This is a genomic window from Achromobacter sp. Marseille-Q4954 (genome assembly GCF_943737025.1).
Classification (GTDB): domain Bacteria; phylum Pseudomonadota; class Gammaproteobacteria; order Burkholderiales; family Burkholderiaceae_B; genus Achromobacter; species Achromobacter bronchisepticus_A.
Genome location: NZ_CALSFQ010000001.1, coordinates 644,045 through 660,873 on the forward strand (window position 1 = coordinate 644,045; position 16,829 = coordinate 660,873).

Genomic DNA, 16,829 nt, shown 5'->3' on the forward strand with positions numbered 1-16,829 from the left:
TGCCTCAGGCCCCGGCCGCGGCTGCCGCCAGCGCCACCCGATGGGTGGCGCCGGATTCGAACACCGCCGTCATCGCGGGCAGGCCCGGCGCGGATGAGGGATCGAAGTAATCCGCCTCGTCGCGCCCCGGGCCCGCCGGCAGGTCGCGCACTTCCACGCGAAAGCCCTCGGTCCGGTTGCCACGCAGTTCCGGCACTGCCTGCAACAGGCGGCGCGTGTAGGGATGCGTGGGCCGGTCGAACACTTCATCGCGCGTGCCTTCTTCGACGATATGGCCGCGCAGCATCACCACCACGCGGTCGGCGATCTGCTCGACCACGCCCAGGTCATGCGAAATCAGCAGGCAGGCAAAGCCATGCGAGCGCTGCAGCGACATCAAGGTCTCCAGCACCTGCTTCTGCACGGTGACGTCCAGCGCCGACACCGGCTCGTCCGCGATGATGACCTCGGGCCGCAGCACCAGCGCCCGCGCGATGGCCACGCGCTGGCGCTGGCCGCCAGAGAGTTCGTGCGCATAGCGCTCCGCGTAGCCCTCGCCCAGGCCCACGTCCCGCAGCGCCTCGGCCACGCGCTTGCGGCGGATTTCCGCCGTCATGCCAACTTCCAGCCGCAGGCCTTCCCCCACCAGGTCGCCGATGGTCATGCGCGGGTCCAGCGATGAATAGGGATCCTGGAACACCATCTGCACCCGCCGGCGCGCCGCCTGCCAAGACTGGCCCGAACCGCCCGCGGGCAAGGCCTGGCCATCCAATTCAATCCGCCCCTGCGCCTGCGGCACCAGCCCCAGGATGGACATCATGACCGTGGTCTTGCCGCTGCCCGACTCGCCGACGATGGCCAACGTTTCCCCCGCCGCCACCGCGAACGTCGCGCGGTGCACGGCGCGCACCGCGCGTTTGCGGAACCAGCCCTCGCGGACCGAGTAGTCGATTGCCAATCCGTCCACCTGCAGAATGGGCGGCCCTTCGACGGCGGGACGGGCCGGACCGCGCTTGGGCAGCGCGTCCAGCAGGCTGAGCGTGTATGGATCCGCCGGCCGCGACAGGACCTCGGCCACTGGCCCGGTCTCGACCGCAAGACCGCGGCACATCACCAGCACGCGCTGCGTGTATGCGGCCACCAGGGCCAGGTTGTGGCTGATGAAGATCAGCGCAGTGCCTTGCTCGCGCGTCAGTTCGCACATCAGGTCCAACACTTCCTTCTGCACCACGCAGTCCAGCGCGGTGGTGGGTTCGTCCGCGATCAGGAGGCGCGGCTTGAGCAGCATCACGCCCGCCAGCAGAATGCGTTGGCGCATGCCGCCGGAGAATTCATGCGGGTAGCGCTTCATGCAATCCTGCGCGTCGCGTACACGCACCCGTTCCAGCATCCGGACCGCCTCGTCCCAGGCCTCGCGGCGCGCCATGCCACGGCGCAGCACCAGCGCCTCGATCAGTTGTTCGCCCACGCGGAATGCCGGGTTGAGCGACACCATCGGCTCCTGGAACACCATGCCGATGCCGGTGCCGCGCATCGCCAGCCAATCGCGCGGCGCCTGCCGCAGCAAGTCCTGGCCTTCGAACAGCGCCTGTCCGCCCGTGATGCGCGCCGAGTCGGGCAACAGGCCCAACAGGGTCTTGCCGATCAGCGTCTTGCCGCTGCCGGATTCACCGACGATGGACAGCGATTCGCCGGCGTGCAGATCGAACGACACCCGGTTCACCACAGGCGCGGCGTCGCGCTTGCCGGGAAAGCGGATCTCCAGGTCGCGTACCGACAGCAGGGGTTCTGCAGCGCTCATGCCGTCACCCCCCGCATGCGCGGATCCAGCAGGTCGCGCACCGCATCGCCCAGCAGATTGATGCCCAGCAGGCTCAACGAAATCATGGCACCCGGAAATACCGCCAGCCAGATGGCCTGGTCCATGGCGTTGCGGCTCTCGGACAGCATGCCGCCCCAGGTGGCCAGCGGCGGCGGCACGCCCAGGCCGAGAAAGCTCAGCGCGCTTTCCGCCAGCAGGGCGGAACCGAAGATCGAGGTCGCGAAGATGAGCAGCGGCGGCAGGCAGTTGGGCAGCACGTGGCGGAACACGGTCCACAGGCCGCCATGCCCGGTGGCGCGCGAGGCGATGACGAAATCGCGCTGGCGCAGGGACAGCGCCGCGCCGCGCGCAATGCGCGACACCGACGGCGAATACGCCAGGCCCAGCGCCAGCACCACGCCCCATTTGGACGGTCCCAGCACAGTCATGATGCCCAGCGCGAGCAAGAGGCCGGGAAACGCCATCAGCGACTCCACCAGCACGGTGATGCCGCGATCGACCCAGCCGCCCGCGTAGCCGGCCGTGACGCCTATCGTCGTGCCCAGGAGCAGCGCCAGCAGCACGGAAAACACGCTGACCGCCACGCTGACCCCGGCGCCCGCCATCAGCCGCGACAGCACGTCGCGGCCGAACTCGTCGGTGCCCAGCCAGTACTCCGCCGACGGCGGCGCAAAGCGCGCCAGCAGATCGCCTTCCAGCGGATCGTGCGGCGTGTACACCAGCCCGACCAGGGCCAGCAGCACGACGCCCCCGACCAGCGCGCCGCCCAGGACGGCATTGGTATGTTTAAAGCCCATGATGATCCTATTGAAGCTTCACGCGCGGGTCGAACAGCGGATACAGCAGATCCACCACCAGGTTGACCGCCACGTACAAAAGCGCGATGAACAGCAGGCAGCCCTGCACCACGGGGTAGTCCCGCGCATAGATGCTTTCCACCAGCAGCCGGCCGATGCCCGGCAGCGTGAACACGGTCTCGATCACCGCCGCGCCCGACAGCAGATGACCCAACATCAGGCCGATCACCGTCAAGGTGGGGCCGAACGAGTTGGGCAGCACATGGCGCAGCATGACGCGCTTTTCCGGCAGGCCCTTGGCGCGCGCATGCGCCACGTATTCCAGCCGCAACGTCTCGATGGTGCTGGCGCGCATCATGCGCGTGATGGCGGCGATTTCCGTCAGCACGATGGCGCAGACCGGCAGCACCAGGTAGCGCGCCGCGCCCAATCCGCCCTGGGCGATGGATTCGAAGCCGTACACCGGCAGCCAGTTCAGCTTCACCCCGAACAGCCAGATCAGCAGGATGCCGACCCAGAAGCTGGGCATGGACACGAACAGGATCGAGGTCGACACGATGGCGGTGTCGGCGCGGCGGTTCTGGCGCCACGCGGCCACCATGCCGGCGGGCACCGCCACCAGGCAGGCCAGCAGCGTGGCGGTCAGCACCACCTGGGCCGTCACCGCGAAATGCGTCAGCACCAGATGCATCACGGGTTCGCGCCGCGCGATGGACATGCCCAGGTCGCCCTGCAGCGCGTTGCCCACCCAGATCAGGAACTGCTCGCCAACGGGACGGTCCAGCCCCAGCGCGTGGCGCATTTCGGCCAGCAGCGCCGGGTTGTCGATATCGCCCAGCATCAGCGAGGCCGGATCCCCGGGGATCGCGCGTATCAGCGCGAACACGAGCACCGTGACAACGATCACGGTGGGCACCGACGCCGCGATGCGCTTGAGTAGATAGCCCAGCACGGCGCCTCAGTTCTTGGTCACGTTGAAGAAACGCGGCTTGCGCAGCGGCCAGCCGGTAAAGCCCTCCAGCTTGCTGGAGACGACCACATAGCCGGGCTTGTTGTAGTACATCAACAGCGGCGTGTCGCGCAGCATCAGCGCATGCAGCTTATCGAAGGCCTGCTTGCGCACGGCGGGATCGGACTCGGCTTCTATGCCTTCCAGGATGGCCGCGGCCTCCGGACTTTCCCACTGGGCCATGGGCGTCTTGGACTTGTCGCCGATCACGTCGCGGAACATCAGCGCGGGCTCGGTGCGCGCCGAATAGGCGAATGCCATCAGCTCGAACTTGCCTTCGCGGAAGTTGGTCACCTGGGTGCCCCATTCCAGCATGTCCAGCTCGGCCTTGATGCCGGCCTTGCCCAACAGCTGCTGCGTCACCACCGCGACGCGGTACAGATAGGGATAGCGCTTGTTGGCCTGCAGCTTCAGGGGTTCGCCGCGATAGCCGGCGGCGTCCAGCAGGCGCTTGACCTCCTTCAGGTTCTTTTCGTAGCCGGCGCGGTCGGTTTCGGAGTAATAAACGCTGGCCGCGGGCACCAGGGACGGGTTATAGACCGCGTGGCCGTTGTTCAAAGCCTTGGCAATGCCGGGAAAATCCAGCGCCAGCGCGATGGCGCGGCGCATGTTCACGTCCGACAGCAGCGGCGCGCGCGTCTGCATCAGCAGGTTGACCGTGTCCAGACCCTGCTCGGTGACGATGTTCCAGCGCGGGTCCTTGGCCGGCAGATTGTCCTCGTCCGCGTTGTAGGCGTCGACCTGGCCCGCCATGAGCGCCGCCTTCTGCGCGGCCGCATCCGGAATCACCACAAAGCGCACGTTGGCCTGTGCCGTTTTCTTGCCGGCCATGCCGCTGGGCGCTTCCTCGCGCGGCTTGTAGCCGGCGTACGGCGTCAGCAGCAGGTATTGTTCCTTTTTCCATTCCGCCAGCACGTAGGGCCCGGTGCCGATGGGCTTGGCCCACTTGCCCTCGGCGTCGACGCTCTTGGCGCTCAACACCGGCATCGGGCACTGCACGCTGGCCATCTGGTCCAGGAACAGCGCGTAGGGCTGCTCCAGCCTGAACACCACGGTAGCGGGATCGGGCGTCTCCACCGCCACGACCTTGGCCCCCTTGCTGCCGTCATAGAGGTTCTTGCAGGAATACTCGGACTGGGCGCCGTTGAGGTAGTCGTAGGTCCATTTGACGTCGGCCGAGGTCATGGGCGTGCCGTCATGGAAGGTGACGCCCTGGCGCAGCTTGAAGGTATAGGCGCGCTTGTCGTCGGACAGCGTCCAGCTGTCGGCCAGCATGGGGGCCACGCTCATGTCGGCGCGCAGCGCCACCAGGGACTCCACCACGTGCGCCAGCACGTTGTCGGTGGAAGTGTTGCGGGACCGCCCGCCAGGCAGCGTGGTCGGCGTGCCCGAACCTTCGGCGTAGCGGATTTCGGGCGCAGCGGCCTGCGCCCGCACGGCGGCTGGCAGACCGGCCGCGGCGGCGGCCAGCGCGGCGGATAACAGCAACGCGTTCTTGGCGCGCGTAGCATGCGAATTCATAGGGATCACTCCAGGCGCGGCGCTCGCCGCATATGGGTCTGGGGGCCGGCTCAGAAGAGCCGGTACTCCGCGAAATTGCGTCCTTCGTAGGGCTTGCGCGCGATCCACATCACGCCGCTGGCCGGCTCCATCAAGGTGGTGGCCACCGTGGCCGAGATGCTGTCGAAGCTGGCCGGCTTGGGCGAACGCAGCACGCCGTCGGGCGCGGCGAAGTCGTCGGCCAGGATGCGCTTGACCGTGTCCCAGTCGATGCCGCCGGCGGCGCGCGCCAGCATGTCCTGCACGCGGCGCTGGCGGTAGATCGAATCCGGATTGGCAGCCAGGCCTTTGTCGAACAGCTTGGCGCGCGCGGGCGGGCTGATCCAGTGGTTGGCGTGCACCAGCAGGCCGTCTTCGGGCGTGATCCAGAAGATTTCGTCGGGCGAGCATTCCAGATCGACCGCCTCGCCCTGCGCCTGCGCCAGCATCAGGTTGTTGGAGCAGAAGCGCCGCGAGGCCCACAGCACCTTCATGGCGTTGCAGATATTGGAGGCTTCCAGCATCTTGCGCCGCACCAGCACCAGCGGCACCTCGGCCGGGCGCTGATAGTCGTGCTCGCAGGACAGGAAGTTGCCGGACAGGGAAACGCCCGCGCTGTTGAAGCCGTGGCGCGCCAGGCTGCCCGCCTCGGTGAACACCAGCAGGTCGGGACCGTCTTCGCGGCGCATGCGCAGCACGATGCCGGTGTCCACGCATTCCTCGCGCCAGTCCCAGTTATGGGCATGCATGAGCTTGCCGCCGGCGGCGGCCTCGGGCAGCACGACCAGGCCGGTGCAGCCATCGTCCAGCTCCTTGCGGGCGCGGCCCAGCTCGGCATGGCCGAACATCATTTCGGTGCGGCAGTTGATGACCACCACGTCCTCCAGCGCCTGGCCCGATCCGTCGGCGATGCCGCGCAGCTCTTCCAGGTAGGCCGCGTCATAGTCGCCCACCACCGGCACCATGGCGGCGGCCAGTTCCTTCAAGCGGTCCGCCGCGACGCCGCGCCGCTCCAGCTGCCCGCGGTAGAGGGCCACGCTGCGCGCCACGCGCTCGGGGACGGCGGCGCCATGCTGGCGGCCCCGCTCGTATGGGCTGCCCTGTACATCGACCAGGGGGAAGGGAGTGGGCAAAGTCACGGCTCAAGGCTCCGGAGCAAGGTTCAAGACGGGCAAATTTTGTACTAATATACGAAAAAGTTCAATACAAGGGTTTCCCCGGAGCCATCACCGCGAACGCCGCGCGCGTAGCTCTCCGGTACCATTCCGACTCTGCCGCCCTTCGCGCCCATCCCCCATGTCCAACGCCGCTCCCGCCCGCCCCACTCCGCTGCAAGTCGACCTGGCGCGCCATATCGCGGAAGACATCGTGGCCCGGCGCCATGCGCCCGGCGACCACCTCTCGGAGGAAACGCTGGCGGCGAGCTACGAGGTCTCGCGCACGCCCGTGCGCGGCGCGCTCAAGCTGCTGGCCGCGCAGGGCCTCATCACGCACCGCCCCAATAGCGGCTACACGGTGGCGGCGCACGCGGCGGCCGCGCCTCCCGCCATCGAGGGCGCAGGCCCCACCCAGGACGAGCTGTACCGGCGCCTGATCGATGACCGCGCCTCGCGCGAGCTGCCGGAAACCTTTACCGAGCGCGACCTGCAGCAGCGCTATCCGGCGCCGCGCAGCGTGCTGGCCAAGACCCTGCTGCAGCTTTCCGCGGACGGCCTGATCGAAAAGCGCAAGGGCCATGGCTGGCAGTTCGCGCCGTCGCTGGAAAACCGCGACGCGCTCAACGAGAGCTACCGTTTCCGCATGACCATCGAATGCGCCGGCCTGCTGGAGCCCACCTTCCGCCTGGACCGGGAAGCGCTGGCGCGCATGCGCGCCGCGCATGAAGCGCTGGCGGCGCGCAGCGACGCCGACATCTCGGCCACAGAGTTCTTCAATCTCAACGCCTCGTTCCACGAGATGCTGGCCCGCTTCTCGGGCAACCGCTACATCCTGCAGGCGGTGCAGCAGCAGAACCAGTTGCGCCGGCTGGAAGAGCACGCCGCGTTCTACCGCGACGCGCGCTTCATCAACTCCAGCAGCGAACACCTGCAGATCATCGACGCGCTCGAGGCCGGCGACCAGGAATGGGCTTCGCAGCTCATGCGGCGCCACTTGAAGACCTCGCTGCAAGTGTCTTAACCGCCCCCCTCTCCATCTTCATTCGTCCGCCAGCCCGCCGTAGCGGGTCTCCGGCACGCGTGACGCTCGCGCTGTGGATTGCCTTCGGGTCTTCTTGTATTGTATTTATCAATTGATTAATACAAAATAGAAACCCCGAATCTCCACATGCCGGAAGCCCCATGTCATCGTCAGCGCCTAATCCCACCCCCGCCATCAACGCCGAAGCCTATTGGATGCCCTTCACCGCGAACCGCCGCTACAAGCGCGCGCCCGTGCTGTTCAGCGCCGCCGAGGGCATGCACTACATCCGGCCGGACGGACGCCGCGTGCTGGACGGCATTGCGGGCCTGTGGTGCGTGAACGCCGGACACCGCCGCCCGGAAATCGTCGAGGCCATCGCCCGCACCGCCCATGAGCTGGATTACGCGCCGTCGTTCCAGATGAGCCACCCACTGGCCTTCGAGCTGGCCGAGTCCTTGCGCCAGGAAGCGCCCGCCGGGTTCTCCAATGTGTTCTTCTCGAATTCCGGATCCGAAGCGGTGGATACCGCGCTGAAGATCGCGCTGGGCTATCACCGCGCGCGCGGACAGGGCCAGCGGGTGCGCCTGATCGGACGCGAACGCTCGTACCACGGGGTGGGGTTCGGCGGCCTGTCGGTGTCGGGCATCGCCGGCCACCGCAAGCCGTTCGGCAATCTGCTGCCCTACGTGGACCATCTGCCGCACACCTATGACCGCAGCCAGATGGCCTATACGCGCGGCCAGCCTGACTGGGGCGCCCACCTGGCCGATACGCTGGAGCGCATCGTCGCGCTGCACGACGCCTTCACCATCGCGGCCGTCATCGTGGAACCCGTGGCGGGTTCGACCGGGGTGCTGGTGCCGCCCAAGGGCTATCTGCAGAAACTGCGGCAGATCTGCGATGCGCACGGCATTCTGTTGATCTTCGACGAAGTGATCTGCGCCTTCGGCCGCATCGACGGCGCGTTCGCCTCATCGCACTTCGGCGTCACGCCGGACATCATCACCAGCGCCAAGGGGCTGACCAACGGCGCCATCCCCATGGGCGCCACGCTGGTGCAGCAGCATGTCTACGATGCCTTCATGCAGGGACCGGACAGCGCCATCGAGCTGTCGCACGGCTACACCTATTCCGGCCATCCGGTGGCCTGCGCCGCCGGCCTGGCGACCCTGGACATCTGTCGCCGCGAAGGCCTGTTCCAGCGCAGCCGCGAACTCTGGCGCTATTGGGAAGACGCGGCGCACAGCCTGAAGGGACTGCCGCACGTGGTGGACATCCGCAACATCGGCCTCCTGGCCGCCATCGAACTCGAACCGCTGGAAGGCAAGCCCGGCCAGCGGGCGTACGCCGTGCACCAGGCCTGCCTGGAACGCGGCTGCCTGATCCGTTCGGCGGGCGACACCATGCTGCTGTCGCCCCCGCTCATCATCGAGCGCGCGCAGATCGACGAATTGTTCTCGGTCTTGTCGGACGTGCTGCGCGCGGACGCCTGAGCGCCCGCCCTGCTTATGCCAGGTGCCGGGCCACCGCCTGGACCACCTGCCGCACGTCCGCGGCGGACACGTCCAGGTGCGTGACCAGGCGGGTCGGGCCGCCATACACGGCCCGCATCTGAATGCCGTCGGCAGCCAGCTTGGCGGTGAGTTCCTCGCAGCGCGCGGGCTCGAATTCCGCGAACACCATGTTGGTGTCCTGGCTCAATACCTTTACGCCCGGAATGGCGCGCAGCCCCTCCGCCAGCAGTCGGGCGTTCTCGTGGTCTTGCGCCAGGCGTTCCACGTTGTGCTCCAGCGCATACAGGCAAGCCGCGGCCAGCACGCCAGCCTGGCGCAAACCGCCGCCCAGCATCTTGCGCCAGCGGCGGGCGCGGGCGATGAGTTCGACGCTGCCTACCAGCACCGACCCCACGGGCGCGCCCAGGCCCTTGGAAAAACAGATGGACACCGTATCGAAGGGCGCGCACAGGTCCGCCACCGGCTTGCCGCTGGCGACCGCCGCATTGAACACGCGGGCGCCGTCCAGATGCGTCGCCAGGCCATGCTGGCGCGCCCAGGCCGTCGCGGCCTGCACGTAGCTGGCCGGAATCAGCTTTCCGTGGAAAGTGTTCTCCAGCGCCAGCAGCCGGGTACGGGCGAAATGCGCATCGCCCTCGGGCTTGAGCGCCGCGGCCAACTTGTCCAGCGGCAAGGTGCCATCGGCCGCATGTTCTATGGGCTGCGGCTGGATGCTGCCCAGCACGGCCGCCCCGCCCCCTTCATACTTGTAGGTGTGCGCGAGCTGGCCCACCAGGTACTCGTCGCCCCGCTCGCAATGGGCCATCAGCGCCCCCAGGTTGCTTTGCGTGCCTGACGGGAAGAACAGGCCGGCCGCCTTGCCCGTGCGCTCGGCAACCGCCTCCTGCAGGCGGATCACGGTCGGGTCATCGCCCATCACGTCATCGCCCAGGGGCGCGGATACCATGGCCTGCAGCATGGCTGCGGATGGCCGGGTGACGGTGTCGCTACGCAGATCGATCATGGAATGTCCCAGGATAGGAAAAGGAATTCAGAAAGCGTTTATTCGGCGCGCGCCGCCGGCGCCGCGCGGCTCACGACCCAGATGCCGGCCAGGATCAGCACCATGCCGCCCAGCTCGGCCGCGGTAGGCTGCTCGGACAGCAGCGCCCAGGCGAACAGCATCGCCACGACCGGCACGCCCAGGCTGGACAGGCCCGCGATAGACGCTGGCACCAGGCGCACCACCAGCAGCCAAAGCAGCCAGCCCGCGGCCGTCGCGATCAGCACGATGTAGGTCATGCCGGCCCATAGCTGCCAGCCCCACTGGGCGGGCATCTGCGGCACAAGAAAAGCGACCGGCGTCATGACCAGGCCGCCCAGCAGCATCTGCCAGGCCGTGAAAGTCATCACATCGGGCGCATGGCGTTCGAACATGCGCTTGGACAGCACGGTGCCCACGCCCCAGCACAGGCCGCTGCCCAACCCCAGCAGCACGGGACGGATATCGCCCAGGCCGTTCCAGGGTTCGACGAAGCACACCAGGCCAATGGCGGCCAGCCCGATACCCAGTCCATGGCGCGCGGTGGGGCGGTCGCCCAGCAGCCACCATGCGAACAGGATCACCCAGAACGGCATCGTGTACGCCATGAGCGAGACCTTGCCCACTCCGCCCGACACCAGCGCGGTCTGCACAAAGCCCTGGAATCCGGCCGTCTGCGTCAGGCCGATCAACAAGGTCAGCTTCCAGGGCGGCATCGCCAGCGGCCGCCGCAGCGCGATGACCAGCGCGAACAGCACCAGGCCGCCCGAGACGTAGCGCAGCGCCACGAAGTCGAAGGGGCCGATGTAGGGAACGATCAGTTTCATCGCGATCCAGCTGCCCGCCCAGACCAGGATGGTGCTGAACATCAGGGCTAGCCCTGCACGATCGAAACTGCTGCGGCTCACTGGCACGGCTCCGTAGGGGAAATTCTGGACGCGAAAAAGCAAATACGCCCGTACCGGCGGTTCCGATACGGGCGTATGACATTATGCGCCTGCCTTGCCGCCTCCGGCGGCCGCAGGCGGGCCGTTCCCGTCCATCAAGTGGACGGGAACGATCACAGGGACTTGGCCAACTGGTCCAGGATGGCCGGGTTCTCCAGCGTGGAAACGTCCTGCGTGATTTCCTCGCCCTTGGCGACCACGCGCAACAGGCGGCGCATGATCTTGCCCGAGCGCGTCTTGGGCAGGTTGTCGCCGAAGCGGATGTCCTTGGGCTTGGCGATGGGGCCGATCTCCTTGGCCACCCAGTCGCGCAGCACCTTGGCGATGGCTTGCGCCTCGTCGCCTTCCGGACGCGAACGCTTGAGCACCACGAAGGCCACCACGGCTTCGCCCGTCGTGTCGTCCGGGCGGCCCACCACGGCGGCTTCCGCCACCAGCTCGTGCGCCACCAGCGCGGATTCGACTTCCATCGTGCCCAGGCGGTGGCCGGACACGTTCAGCACGTCGTCGATGCGGCCCATGATCCAGAAATAGCCGTCCGCATCGCGCTGCGCGCCGTCGCCGGCCAGGTAGTAGCCGCGCAGTTCCGAGGGGAAGTAGCTCTTCTTGAAACGTTCCGGGTCGCCCCAGATGTTGCGGATCATGGCGGGCCACGGACGCTTGATGACCAGGAAGCCGCCATTGCCCTGCTCCACATCGCCACCCGTCTCGTCGACGATGGCCGCGGCGATGCCCGGCAGCGGCAAGGTGCAGGAACCCGGCTTGGTCGGCGTGGCGCCCGGCAGCGGCGTGATCATGTGGCCGCCGGTCTCGGTCTGCCACCAGGTGTCCACGATGGGGCAGCGCTCGCGACCGATGTTCTTGTGATACCACATCCAGGCTTCGGGATTGATGGGTTCGCCCACCGTGCCGATGATGCGCAGGCTGTCCAGGTCGTAGTTCTGCGGATGCGCTTCGGGCGCGGCCTCGGCGGCCTTGATCAGCGAGCGGATCGCGGTGGGCGCGGTGTAGAACGTGGTGACCTTGTGGCGCGCGATCATGTCCCAGAAGCGGCCGGCGTTGGGATAGGTCGGCACGCCTTCGAACACCACCTGCGTCAGGCCCGCCGCCAGCGGGCCGTATGTGATGTAGGTGTGGCCGGTAACCCAACCCACGTCGGCCGTGCACCAGTACACGTCGTCCTTGCGGGCGTCGAAGGTCCACTTCACGGTCAAGAGCGCCCACAGCAGATAGCCTGCCGAGGAATGCTGCACGCCCTTGGGCTTGCCGGTGGAGCCGGAGGTATAGAGGATGAAGAGCGGATGCTCGGCGTTGACCGGCACGGGCTCGCAGGTGTCGGGCTGGCCAGCCTCGACGTCATGCATCCAGAGGTCGCGGCCTTCGTTCCATTGCACCTTGCCGCCGGTGCGGCGGTACACGATGACCTTGGTCACGGCCTCGCAGCCGCCCATGGTGAAGGCTTCCTCGACCGCGGGCTTGAGCGGTATGGTCTTGCCGCCGCGCACCTGCTCGTCGGCGGTGATGACCAGCGACGCGCCCACGTCCATGATGCGCTCCTGCAGGCTCTTGGCCGAGAAGCCGCCGAACACCACCGAGTGCGTCACGCCCAGGCGCGCGCAGGCCTGCATGGCCACCACGGCTTCGATCGACATGGGCATGTAGATGATGGCGCGGTCGCCCTTCTTGTAGCCCAGCGCCTTCATGCCATTGGCGAAGCGGCAGACGCGCGCCAGCAATTCGCGGTAGCTGACCTTGTTGACCTTGCCGTCGTCGCTTTCAAAGATGATGGCGGTCTTGTCGGCGTTGCCGTTGGTCAGGTGCACGTCCAGACAGTTGGCCGACACGTTCAGTTCGCCATCGCCGAACCAGCGGTAGAACGGCGCGTCCGATTCGTCCAGGACCTGCGTGAACGGCTTGGTCCATTGCAGGTTGTCGCGCGCCTGCCCGGCCCAGAATCCGTCGAAATCGTTCTCGACCTGCGCGCACAGCGCGTTGTAGGCCTCCATGCTGGGAATCGCGGCGCCTTCCGCAGCGCGCTCGGGCGGCGGGAACACCCGGGTTTCCACCAGTACGGACTCAATAGCGTTCGACATGATCTTTGTCTCCAATCGGTAATTCTGTTTGTTTGTGCCGCTTGTTCATTACCCAACCGCAACCGTATCGCCACGCTCTTACGGGCACCTTACGCAAAATGCGGGCCGGAGCCCGCGGCGCAAGGCCGGCGCGGGGTAATCAAGGCGTGCCGCCGCGCTCTCGACGCGGCGGCACCGGACAGTCCATAAGGATAGCAGCCTGCGCGACCCGCACGCCTCAGGCGGCGCGCCGTTCCAGCCCGCGCTTCACGTCCACGCGCGACAAAAGGATGAGGCCGCCCACGAAGAACAGGCCGGTGACCAGGATCGCCAGCCGGTGGTTGCCGTGCGTGGCCCAGGTCACCAAGCCGTAGGTCAGCGGACCGATCACCGCGGCCAACTGCACCGCGAAGGTCCACAGCGAATAGAACTCGGCCAGACGGCCGGCGGGAGCCAAGGCGCCGGTCATGGCGCGGCCGGCGCTCTGCGTGGTGCCCATGCACAACCCGGCCAAGGTGGCGGCGACCCAGAACACGGGCGCGGTCACGGCGGCGTAGGCCACCAGCACCATCAGGATCCAGCCGCACAGCGTCAGGGCCAGCGCCGGCTTGTGGCCAATGCGGTCCTGCACGTAGCCGAACGAAAACGCGCCGGCCGCCGCGCCGATGTTCACGGTGAACACCAGCAGCATGATCTGCGGCGTGGTAAAGCCCATGACCTCCGAGGCATAGACCGCCGCCAGCGTGATTACCACCGAAATCCCCGCCTGGTAGCAGGCGATGCACATGAGCAGGCGGCGGAACTCCGGAAAGTGCTGGCCGGTTTCGCGCCAGGCATAGGCCAGGCGCTTGAGCATGTGCAGCGCTTCCTGCTTGCCGGCCTGCGGCTTCGCGCGTTCGCGCAACAGGAAGAAGGATGGCAGCGCCGCCAGCGCGAACACCGCGCAGGTGACCACGATCACCCACGGCACGAAATGCTCGGCGGTTTCACCGCGCCCCTCGGCCAGCGTCACGACCACCAGCGACAGGCCCAGCGTGAGCATGCCGCCGCAATAGCCGAAGCTCCAGCCCCAGCCCGAAACCCGCCCCAGCGCGGAGGGCCGCGCGAGTTCCGGCAGGAAGGCCGCGACCACGGACTCGCCGACGCAATAGCAGTAGTTGGAAACGACGATGGCGGCCAGCGCCAGCCAGACGTCCCCAGGCCCAGCCTGCGTCAGCACCAGCGTGGCGGCCACGCAGCCCACCGTGCTCGTAAAGAGCAAGCGACGCTTGCTGGCGCGCGCATCGGCGCGGGCGCCCAGCGTGGGCATGGTCAGCATGATGAGCAGGTAGGACAGCGACAGCGCCGCGGTCCAGGCCAGCGTGGCCCACGGGGCGCGCCCGCCGACCACACCGACGAAATAAGTGCTGAACACCGCCGTGAGGATCACGGTGGTGTAGCCGGAATTGGCGAAGTCGTACATGGCCCAGGCCCAGACCTCGCGTTTGGCCACACCGGGATTCAGGGGGCCGTCGCCCCCTGGCCCGGCGTTCTGCGCGGACGCGCCGGCCGGCGCATCCGACGGCTCGCCGTGGCTCATAGGCCCAGGGCGGCGATGCCAGCTTGAGCGATCAGCACGTCTTCGCTCGACTTCACGCCCGACACGCCGACCGCGCCGACCACGTGGCCATCGGCCACGACCGGCACGCCGCCTTCCAGCAGGCCGTCGATCAAGGGGGCCGACAGGAACGAGTAGCGGCCGTTGTTGATCATTTCCTCGTAGACGCGCGATTCGCGGCGGCCGAGCGCCGCGGTCTTGGCCTTGGCCGGCGCGATGTGCGCCGAAATCGGAGCCGCGCCGTCCAGGCGCAGCATGCCCAGCAGATGGCCGCCATCATCGACCACGGAGATCGTGACGGCCCACTTGTTCTGCAGGGCGTGTGCTTCGGCCGCAGCCAAAATCTTCTTGACGTCTTCGGCGCTCAGCACGGGCTTGGTATTCATTGCAGCGACTCCTTTATTTGTTCCAGGGCGGTGGGATCTTCTATGGTGGTCAGATCGCCGGGATCGCGTCCTTCGCATACCGCGACGATCGCGCGGCGCAGGACCTTGCCGGAACGGGTCTTGGGCAATGCGCCCACGAACCGGATCCTGGCGGGCCTCGCCACCGCTCCCAACTGCTCTTCCACCAGCCGCATGATATCGCCTTCCAGGCGCTTTGCCCCTTCTTCAGTCTCGGCCCCGGCGGGATTCTTGAGCACGGCGAACGCCATCGCGACCTGGCCCTTGAGCGCGTCCGCCACGCCCACCACCGCGCACTCGGCAATCGCGTTGTGGCTGTTGACGGATTCCTCGATCTCGCGCGTACCCAGCCGGTGGCCCGCCACGTTGATCACATCGTCCGTGCGGCCCAGGATGAACCAGTAGCCGTCGGCGTCCACCAGCCCCCAATCGAAGGTCGAATACACCTGGCGGCCGGGAATGGACGTGAAGTAGGTCTGCACGAAACGCTCGTCGTCGCCCCAGATGGTGGACATGGCGCCCGGCGGCAGCGGCGGCACGATGGCCACCACGCCTTTCTGGTCGGGGCCCAGGTCCTCGCCGGTGGACTCGCTGACGATGCGCGCGTCAAAACCGTACACCGGGAACGACGGGCTGCCGAAGCGCGTCGGGACTTTTTCCACGCCAGGCTGGGCCGACAGGATCGGCCAGCCCGATTCCGTCTGCCAATAATTGTCGATGATGGGCTTGCCCAGGCCCCCTGAAATCCATTGCGCGGTCGGCTCGTCCAGCGGTTCGCCCGCCAGGTAGACCGCGCGCAACGAGGACAGGTCGTGGCGCTTGAGCAGCGCCGGATCCTGGCGCTTGAGCACGCGCACCGCCGTCGGCGCCGAGAACAGGGTGTTCACGCCGAACTGCTCCACCAGCTTCCACAGGATGGCGCCGTCCGGACGCACCGGCGTGCCTTCATACAGCACCGTCGCCTGCCCGCCGATCAGGGGGCCGTAGATGATGTAGGAGTGGCCGACCACCCAGCCGATGTCGCTGGTGCAGAAGAAGGTATCGCCAGCGCGGCCGTCGAACAGGTATTCCATGGACGAGGCCAGCGCCACGGCGTAGCCACCGGTATCGCGCTGCACGCCCTTGGGCTTGCCGGTGGTGCCGGAGGTATAGAGGATGTAGCTGGGCTCCGAGGACTCCAGCCATTCCACAGGCACCCGCGCGCCCAGATGCCGCTGGCGCAGGGTCGCGTAATCCAGGTCGCGTCCTGCGACGGGTTCGAATGGCGCCAGACCGCGGTCGAACACCACCACCGAGGCCGGCGGCGTCTTGGCCAGCGCCAGTGCGCGGTCCAGCAGGGGCTTGTAGGGCACGACCTTGCCGCCGCGCGACCCGCCGTCGGTGCAGACCACCACCTTGGGCGCCGCGTCATCGATGCGCTGGGCCAGGTTGACCGAGGCGAAGCCGCCAAACACCACCGAGTGCACCGCGCCGATCCGCGCGCACGCCAGCATGGTGAACACGGCTTCCGGCACCATGGGCATGTACAGCAGCACCCGGTCGCCGCGCCCCACCCCCAGCTCCTTGAGCATGGCCGCGGCGGCGTTGACCTCTTCGTACATTTCCTGGCGCGTGTAGACACGCTCCCGGTCGACCTCGGTGGACACCCAGATCAGGGCCGGCGCGTCGGCCTGGGTCGGCAGCCAGCGGTCGACGGCGTTGTAGCAGAGATTGGTGCGCCCGCCCGTGAACCACTTGGCGAACGGCGGCCGGGAGAAGTCCAGCACGGACTCGAAAGGCGTCTCCCAGTGGATGCGGCCGGCCTCTTCCCGCCAGAAAGCGTCGCGGTCGTGTATCGAGCGGTAATGGAAATCCCGGGTTTTTTGCATTTATGTCTCCTGTTATCTTTCTTAGGCCTTAAGGCTGATTGATTTCTTCTCTGATCCTTCGGCCATTCTGGTAGGCAAA

Annotated in this window: 13 protein-coding genes; 2 read left to right on the forward strand and 11 right to left on the reverse strand. The window is 67.3% G+C overall.

The genetic code is table 11. The features are described from left to right. Positions 1–4: 4 nt before the first annotated feature. The 5 genes from NGK62_RS02940 to NGK62_RS02960 are packed head-to-tail and all read right to left on the reverse strand — an operon-like array spanning position 5 to position 6,285. The gene (locus NGK62_RS02940; RefSeq protein ID WP_251877357.1) at positions 5–1,780 is read right to left on the reverse strand and encodes an ABC transporter ATP-binding protein; all 1,776 of its coding nucleotides are present in this window, start codon (positions 1,778–1,780) and stop codon (positions 5–7) included. Continuing rightward, complete coding sequence (locus NGK62_RS02945; RefSeq protein WP_251877359.1) at positions 1,777–2,598, reverse strand: ABC transporter permease; 822 nt, start codon at positions 2,596–2,598, stop codon at positions 1,777–1,779. Before NGK62_RS02945 ends, NGK62_RS02940 begins: the two co-directional genes overlap by 4 nt. A 7-nt stretch (positions 2,599–2,605) precedes the next feature. Then, on the reverse strand, positions 2,606–3,550 hold the full coding sequence (locus NGK62_RS02950; RefSeq protein ID WP_013392266.1) for an ABC transporter permease: 945 nt from the start codon (positions 3,548–3,550) through the stop codon (positions 2,606–2,608). Between the two features lie 6 nt (positions 3,551–3,556). Beyond that, on the reverse strand, positions 3,557–5,128 hold the full coding sequence (locus NGK62_RS02955; RefSeq protein WP_251877361.1) for an ABC transporter substrate-binding protein: 1,572 nt from the start codon (positions 5,126–5,128) through the stop codon (positions 3,557–3,559). Positions 5,129–5,178: 50 nt separating this feature from the next. After that, the gene (locus NGK62_RS02960; RefSeq protein ID WP_251877364.1) at positions 5,179–6,285 is read right to left on the reverse strand and encodes a C45 family autoproteolytic acyltransferase/hydrolase; all 1,107 of its coding nucleotides are present in this window, start codon (positions 6,283–6,285) and stop codon (positions 5,179–5,181) included. Between the two features lie 157 nt (positions 6,286–6,442). Between NGK62_RS02960 and NGK62_RS02965 the strand changes: the two genes are divergently transcribed. Together NGK62_RS02965 and aptA are read left to right on the forward strand one after the other, a co-directional pair. Further along, positions 6,443–7,324 (forward strand): GntR family transcriptional regulator, encoded by an 882-nt coding sequence (locus NGK62_RS02965; RefSeq protein ID WP_059374724.1) that lies wholly within the window; start codon positions 6,443–6,445, stop codon positions 7,322–7,324. 161 nt (positions 7,325–7,485) lie between these two features. Continuing rightward, positions 7,486–8,820 carry an omega-aminotransferase AptA gene (gene aptA / locus NGK62_RS02970; RefSeq protein WP_251877366.1) on the forward strand — a complete coding sequence of 445 codons (1,335 nt, stop codon included), beginning with the start codon at positions 7,486–7,488 and terminating at the stop codon, positions 8,818–8,820. A gap of 13 nt (positions 8,821–8,833) precedes the next feature. Here the strand turns inward: aptA and ltaE are convergent, their stop codons facing one another. The 6 genes from ltaE to NGK62_RS03000 form a co-directional block, all read right to left on the reverse strand. Then, positions 8,834–9,844: a low-specificity L-threonine aldolase gene (gene ltaE / locus NGK62_RS02975; protein WP_251877368.1), complete on the reverse strand. Its 1,011-nt coding sequence runs from the start codon at positions 9,842–9,844 to the stop codon at positions 8,834–8,836. Positions 9,845–9,882: 38 nt separating this feature from the next. Further along, a complete protein-coding gene (locus NGK62_RS02980; RefSeq protein ID WP_118931830.1) occupies positions 9,883–10,770 on the reverse strand; it encodes a DMT family transporter in 888 nt (295 codons plus the stop codon). Between the two features lie 152 nt (positions 10,771–10,922). Beyond that, positions 10,923–12,902 (reverse strand): acetate--CoA ligase, encoded by a 1,980-nt coding sequence (gene acs, locus NGK62_RS02985; RefSeq protein WP_059374732.1) that lies wholly within the window; start codon positions 12,900–12,902, stop codon positions 10,923–10,925. 217 nt (positions 12,903–13,119) lie between these two features. Beyond that, a complete protein-coding gene (locus NGK62_RS02990) occupies positions 13,120–14,460 on the reverse strand; it encodes an MFS transporter (protein WP_059374734.1) in 1,341 nt (446 codons plus the stop codon). Continuing rightward, positions 14,457–14,864 carry a GlcG/HbpS family heme-binding protein gene (locus NGK62_RS02995; RefSeq protein ID WP_042792413.1) on the reverse strand — a complete coding sequence of 136 codons (408 nt, stop codon included), beginning with the start codon at positions 14,862–14,864 and terminating at the stop codon, positions 14,457–14,459. The genes NGK62_RS02990 and NGK62_RS02995 overlap by 4 nt, the downstream gene beginning before the upstream one ends. Beyond that, on the reverse strand, positions 14,861–16,750 hold the full coding sequence (locus NGK62_RS03000; protein ID WP_251877370.1) for a propionate--CoA ligase: 1,890 nt from the start codon (positions 16,748–16,750) through the stop codon (positions 14,861–14,863). The genes NGK62_RS02995 and NGK62_RS03000 overlap by 4 nt, the downstream gene beginning before the upstream one ends. Between the last annotated feature and the right edge of the window lie 79 nt (positions 16,751–16,829).

Excerpts from the sequence above, each read along its gene's own strand:
- ltaE (WP_251877368.1), bottom strand. The coding sequence starts at position 9,844 with ATGATCGATCTGCGTAGCGACACCGTCACCCGGCCATCCGCAGCCATG.
- NGK62_RS02940 (WP_251877357.1), bottom strand. The coding sequence starts at position 1,780 with ATGAGCGCTGCAGAACCCCTGCTGTCGGTACGCGACCTGGAGATCCGC.
- NGK62_RS02955 (WP_251877361.1), bottom strand. The coding sequence starts at position 5,128 with ATGAATTCGCATGCTACGCGCGCCAAGAACGCGTTGCTGTTATCCGCC.
- NGK62_RS03000 (WP_251877370.1), bottom strand. The coding sequence starts at position 16,750 with ATGCAAAAAACCCGGGATTTCCATTACCGCTCGATACACGACCGCGAC.
- acs (WP_059374732.1), bottom strand. The coding sequence starts at position 12,902 with ATGTCGAACGCTATTGAGTCCGTACTGGTGGAAACCCGGGTGTTCCCG.
- NGK62_RS02965 (WP_059374724.1), top strand. The coding sequence starts at position 6,443 with ATGTCCAACGCCGCTCCCGCCCGCCCCACTCCGCTGCAAGTCGACCTG.
- NGK62_RS02995 (WP_042792413.1), bottom strand. The coding sequence starts at position 14,864 with ATGAATACCAAGCCCGTGCTGAGCGCCGAAGACGTCAAGAAGATTTTG.
- aptA (WP_251877366.1), top strand. The coding sequence starts at position 7,486 with ATGTCATCGTCAGCGCCTAATCCCACCCCCGCCATCAACGCCGAAGCC.
- NGK62_RS02990 (WP_059374734.1), bottom strand. The coding sequence starts at position 14,460 with ATGAGCCACGGCGAGCCGTCGGATGCGCCGGCCGGCGCGTCCGCGCAG.
- NGK62_RS02945 (WP_251877359.1), bottom strand. The coding sequence starts at position 2,598 with ATGGGCTTTAAACATACCAATGCCGTCCTGGGCGGCGCGCTGGTCGGG.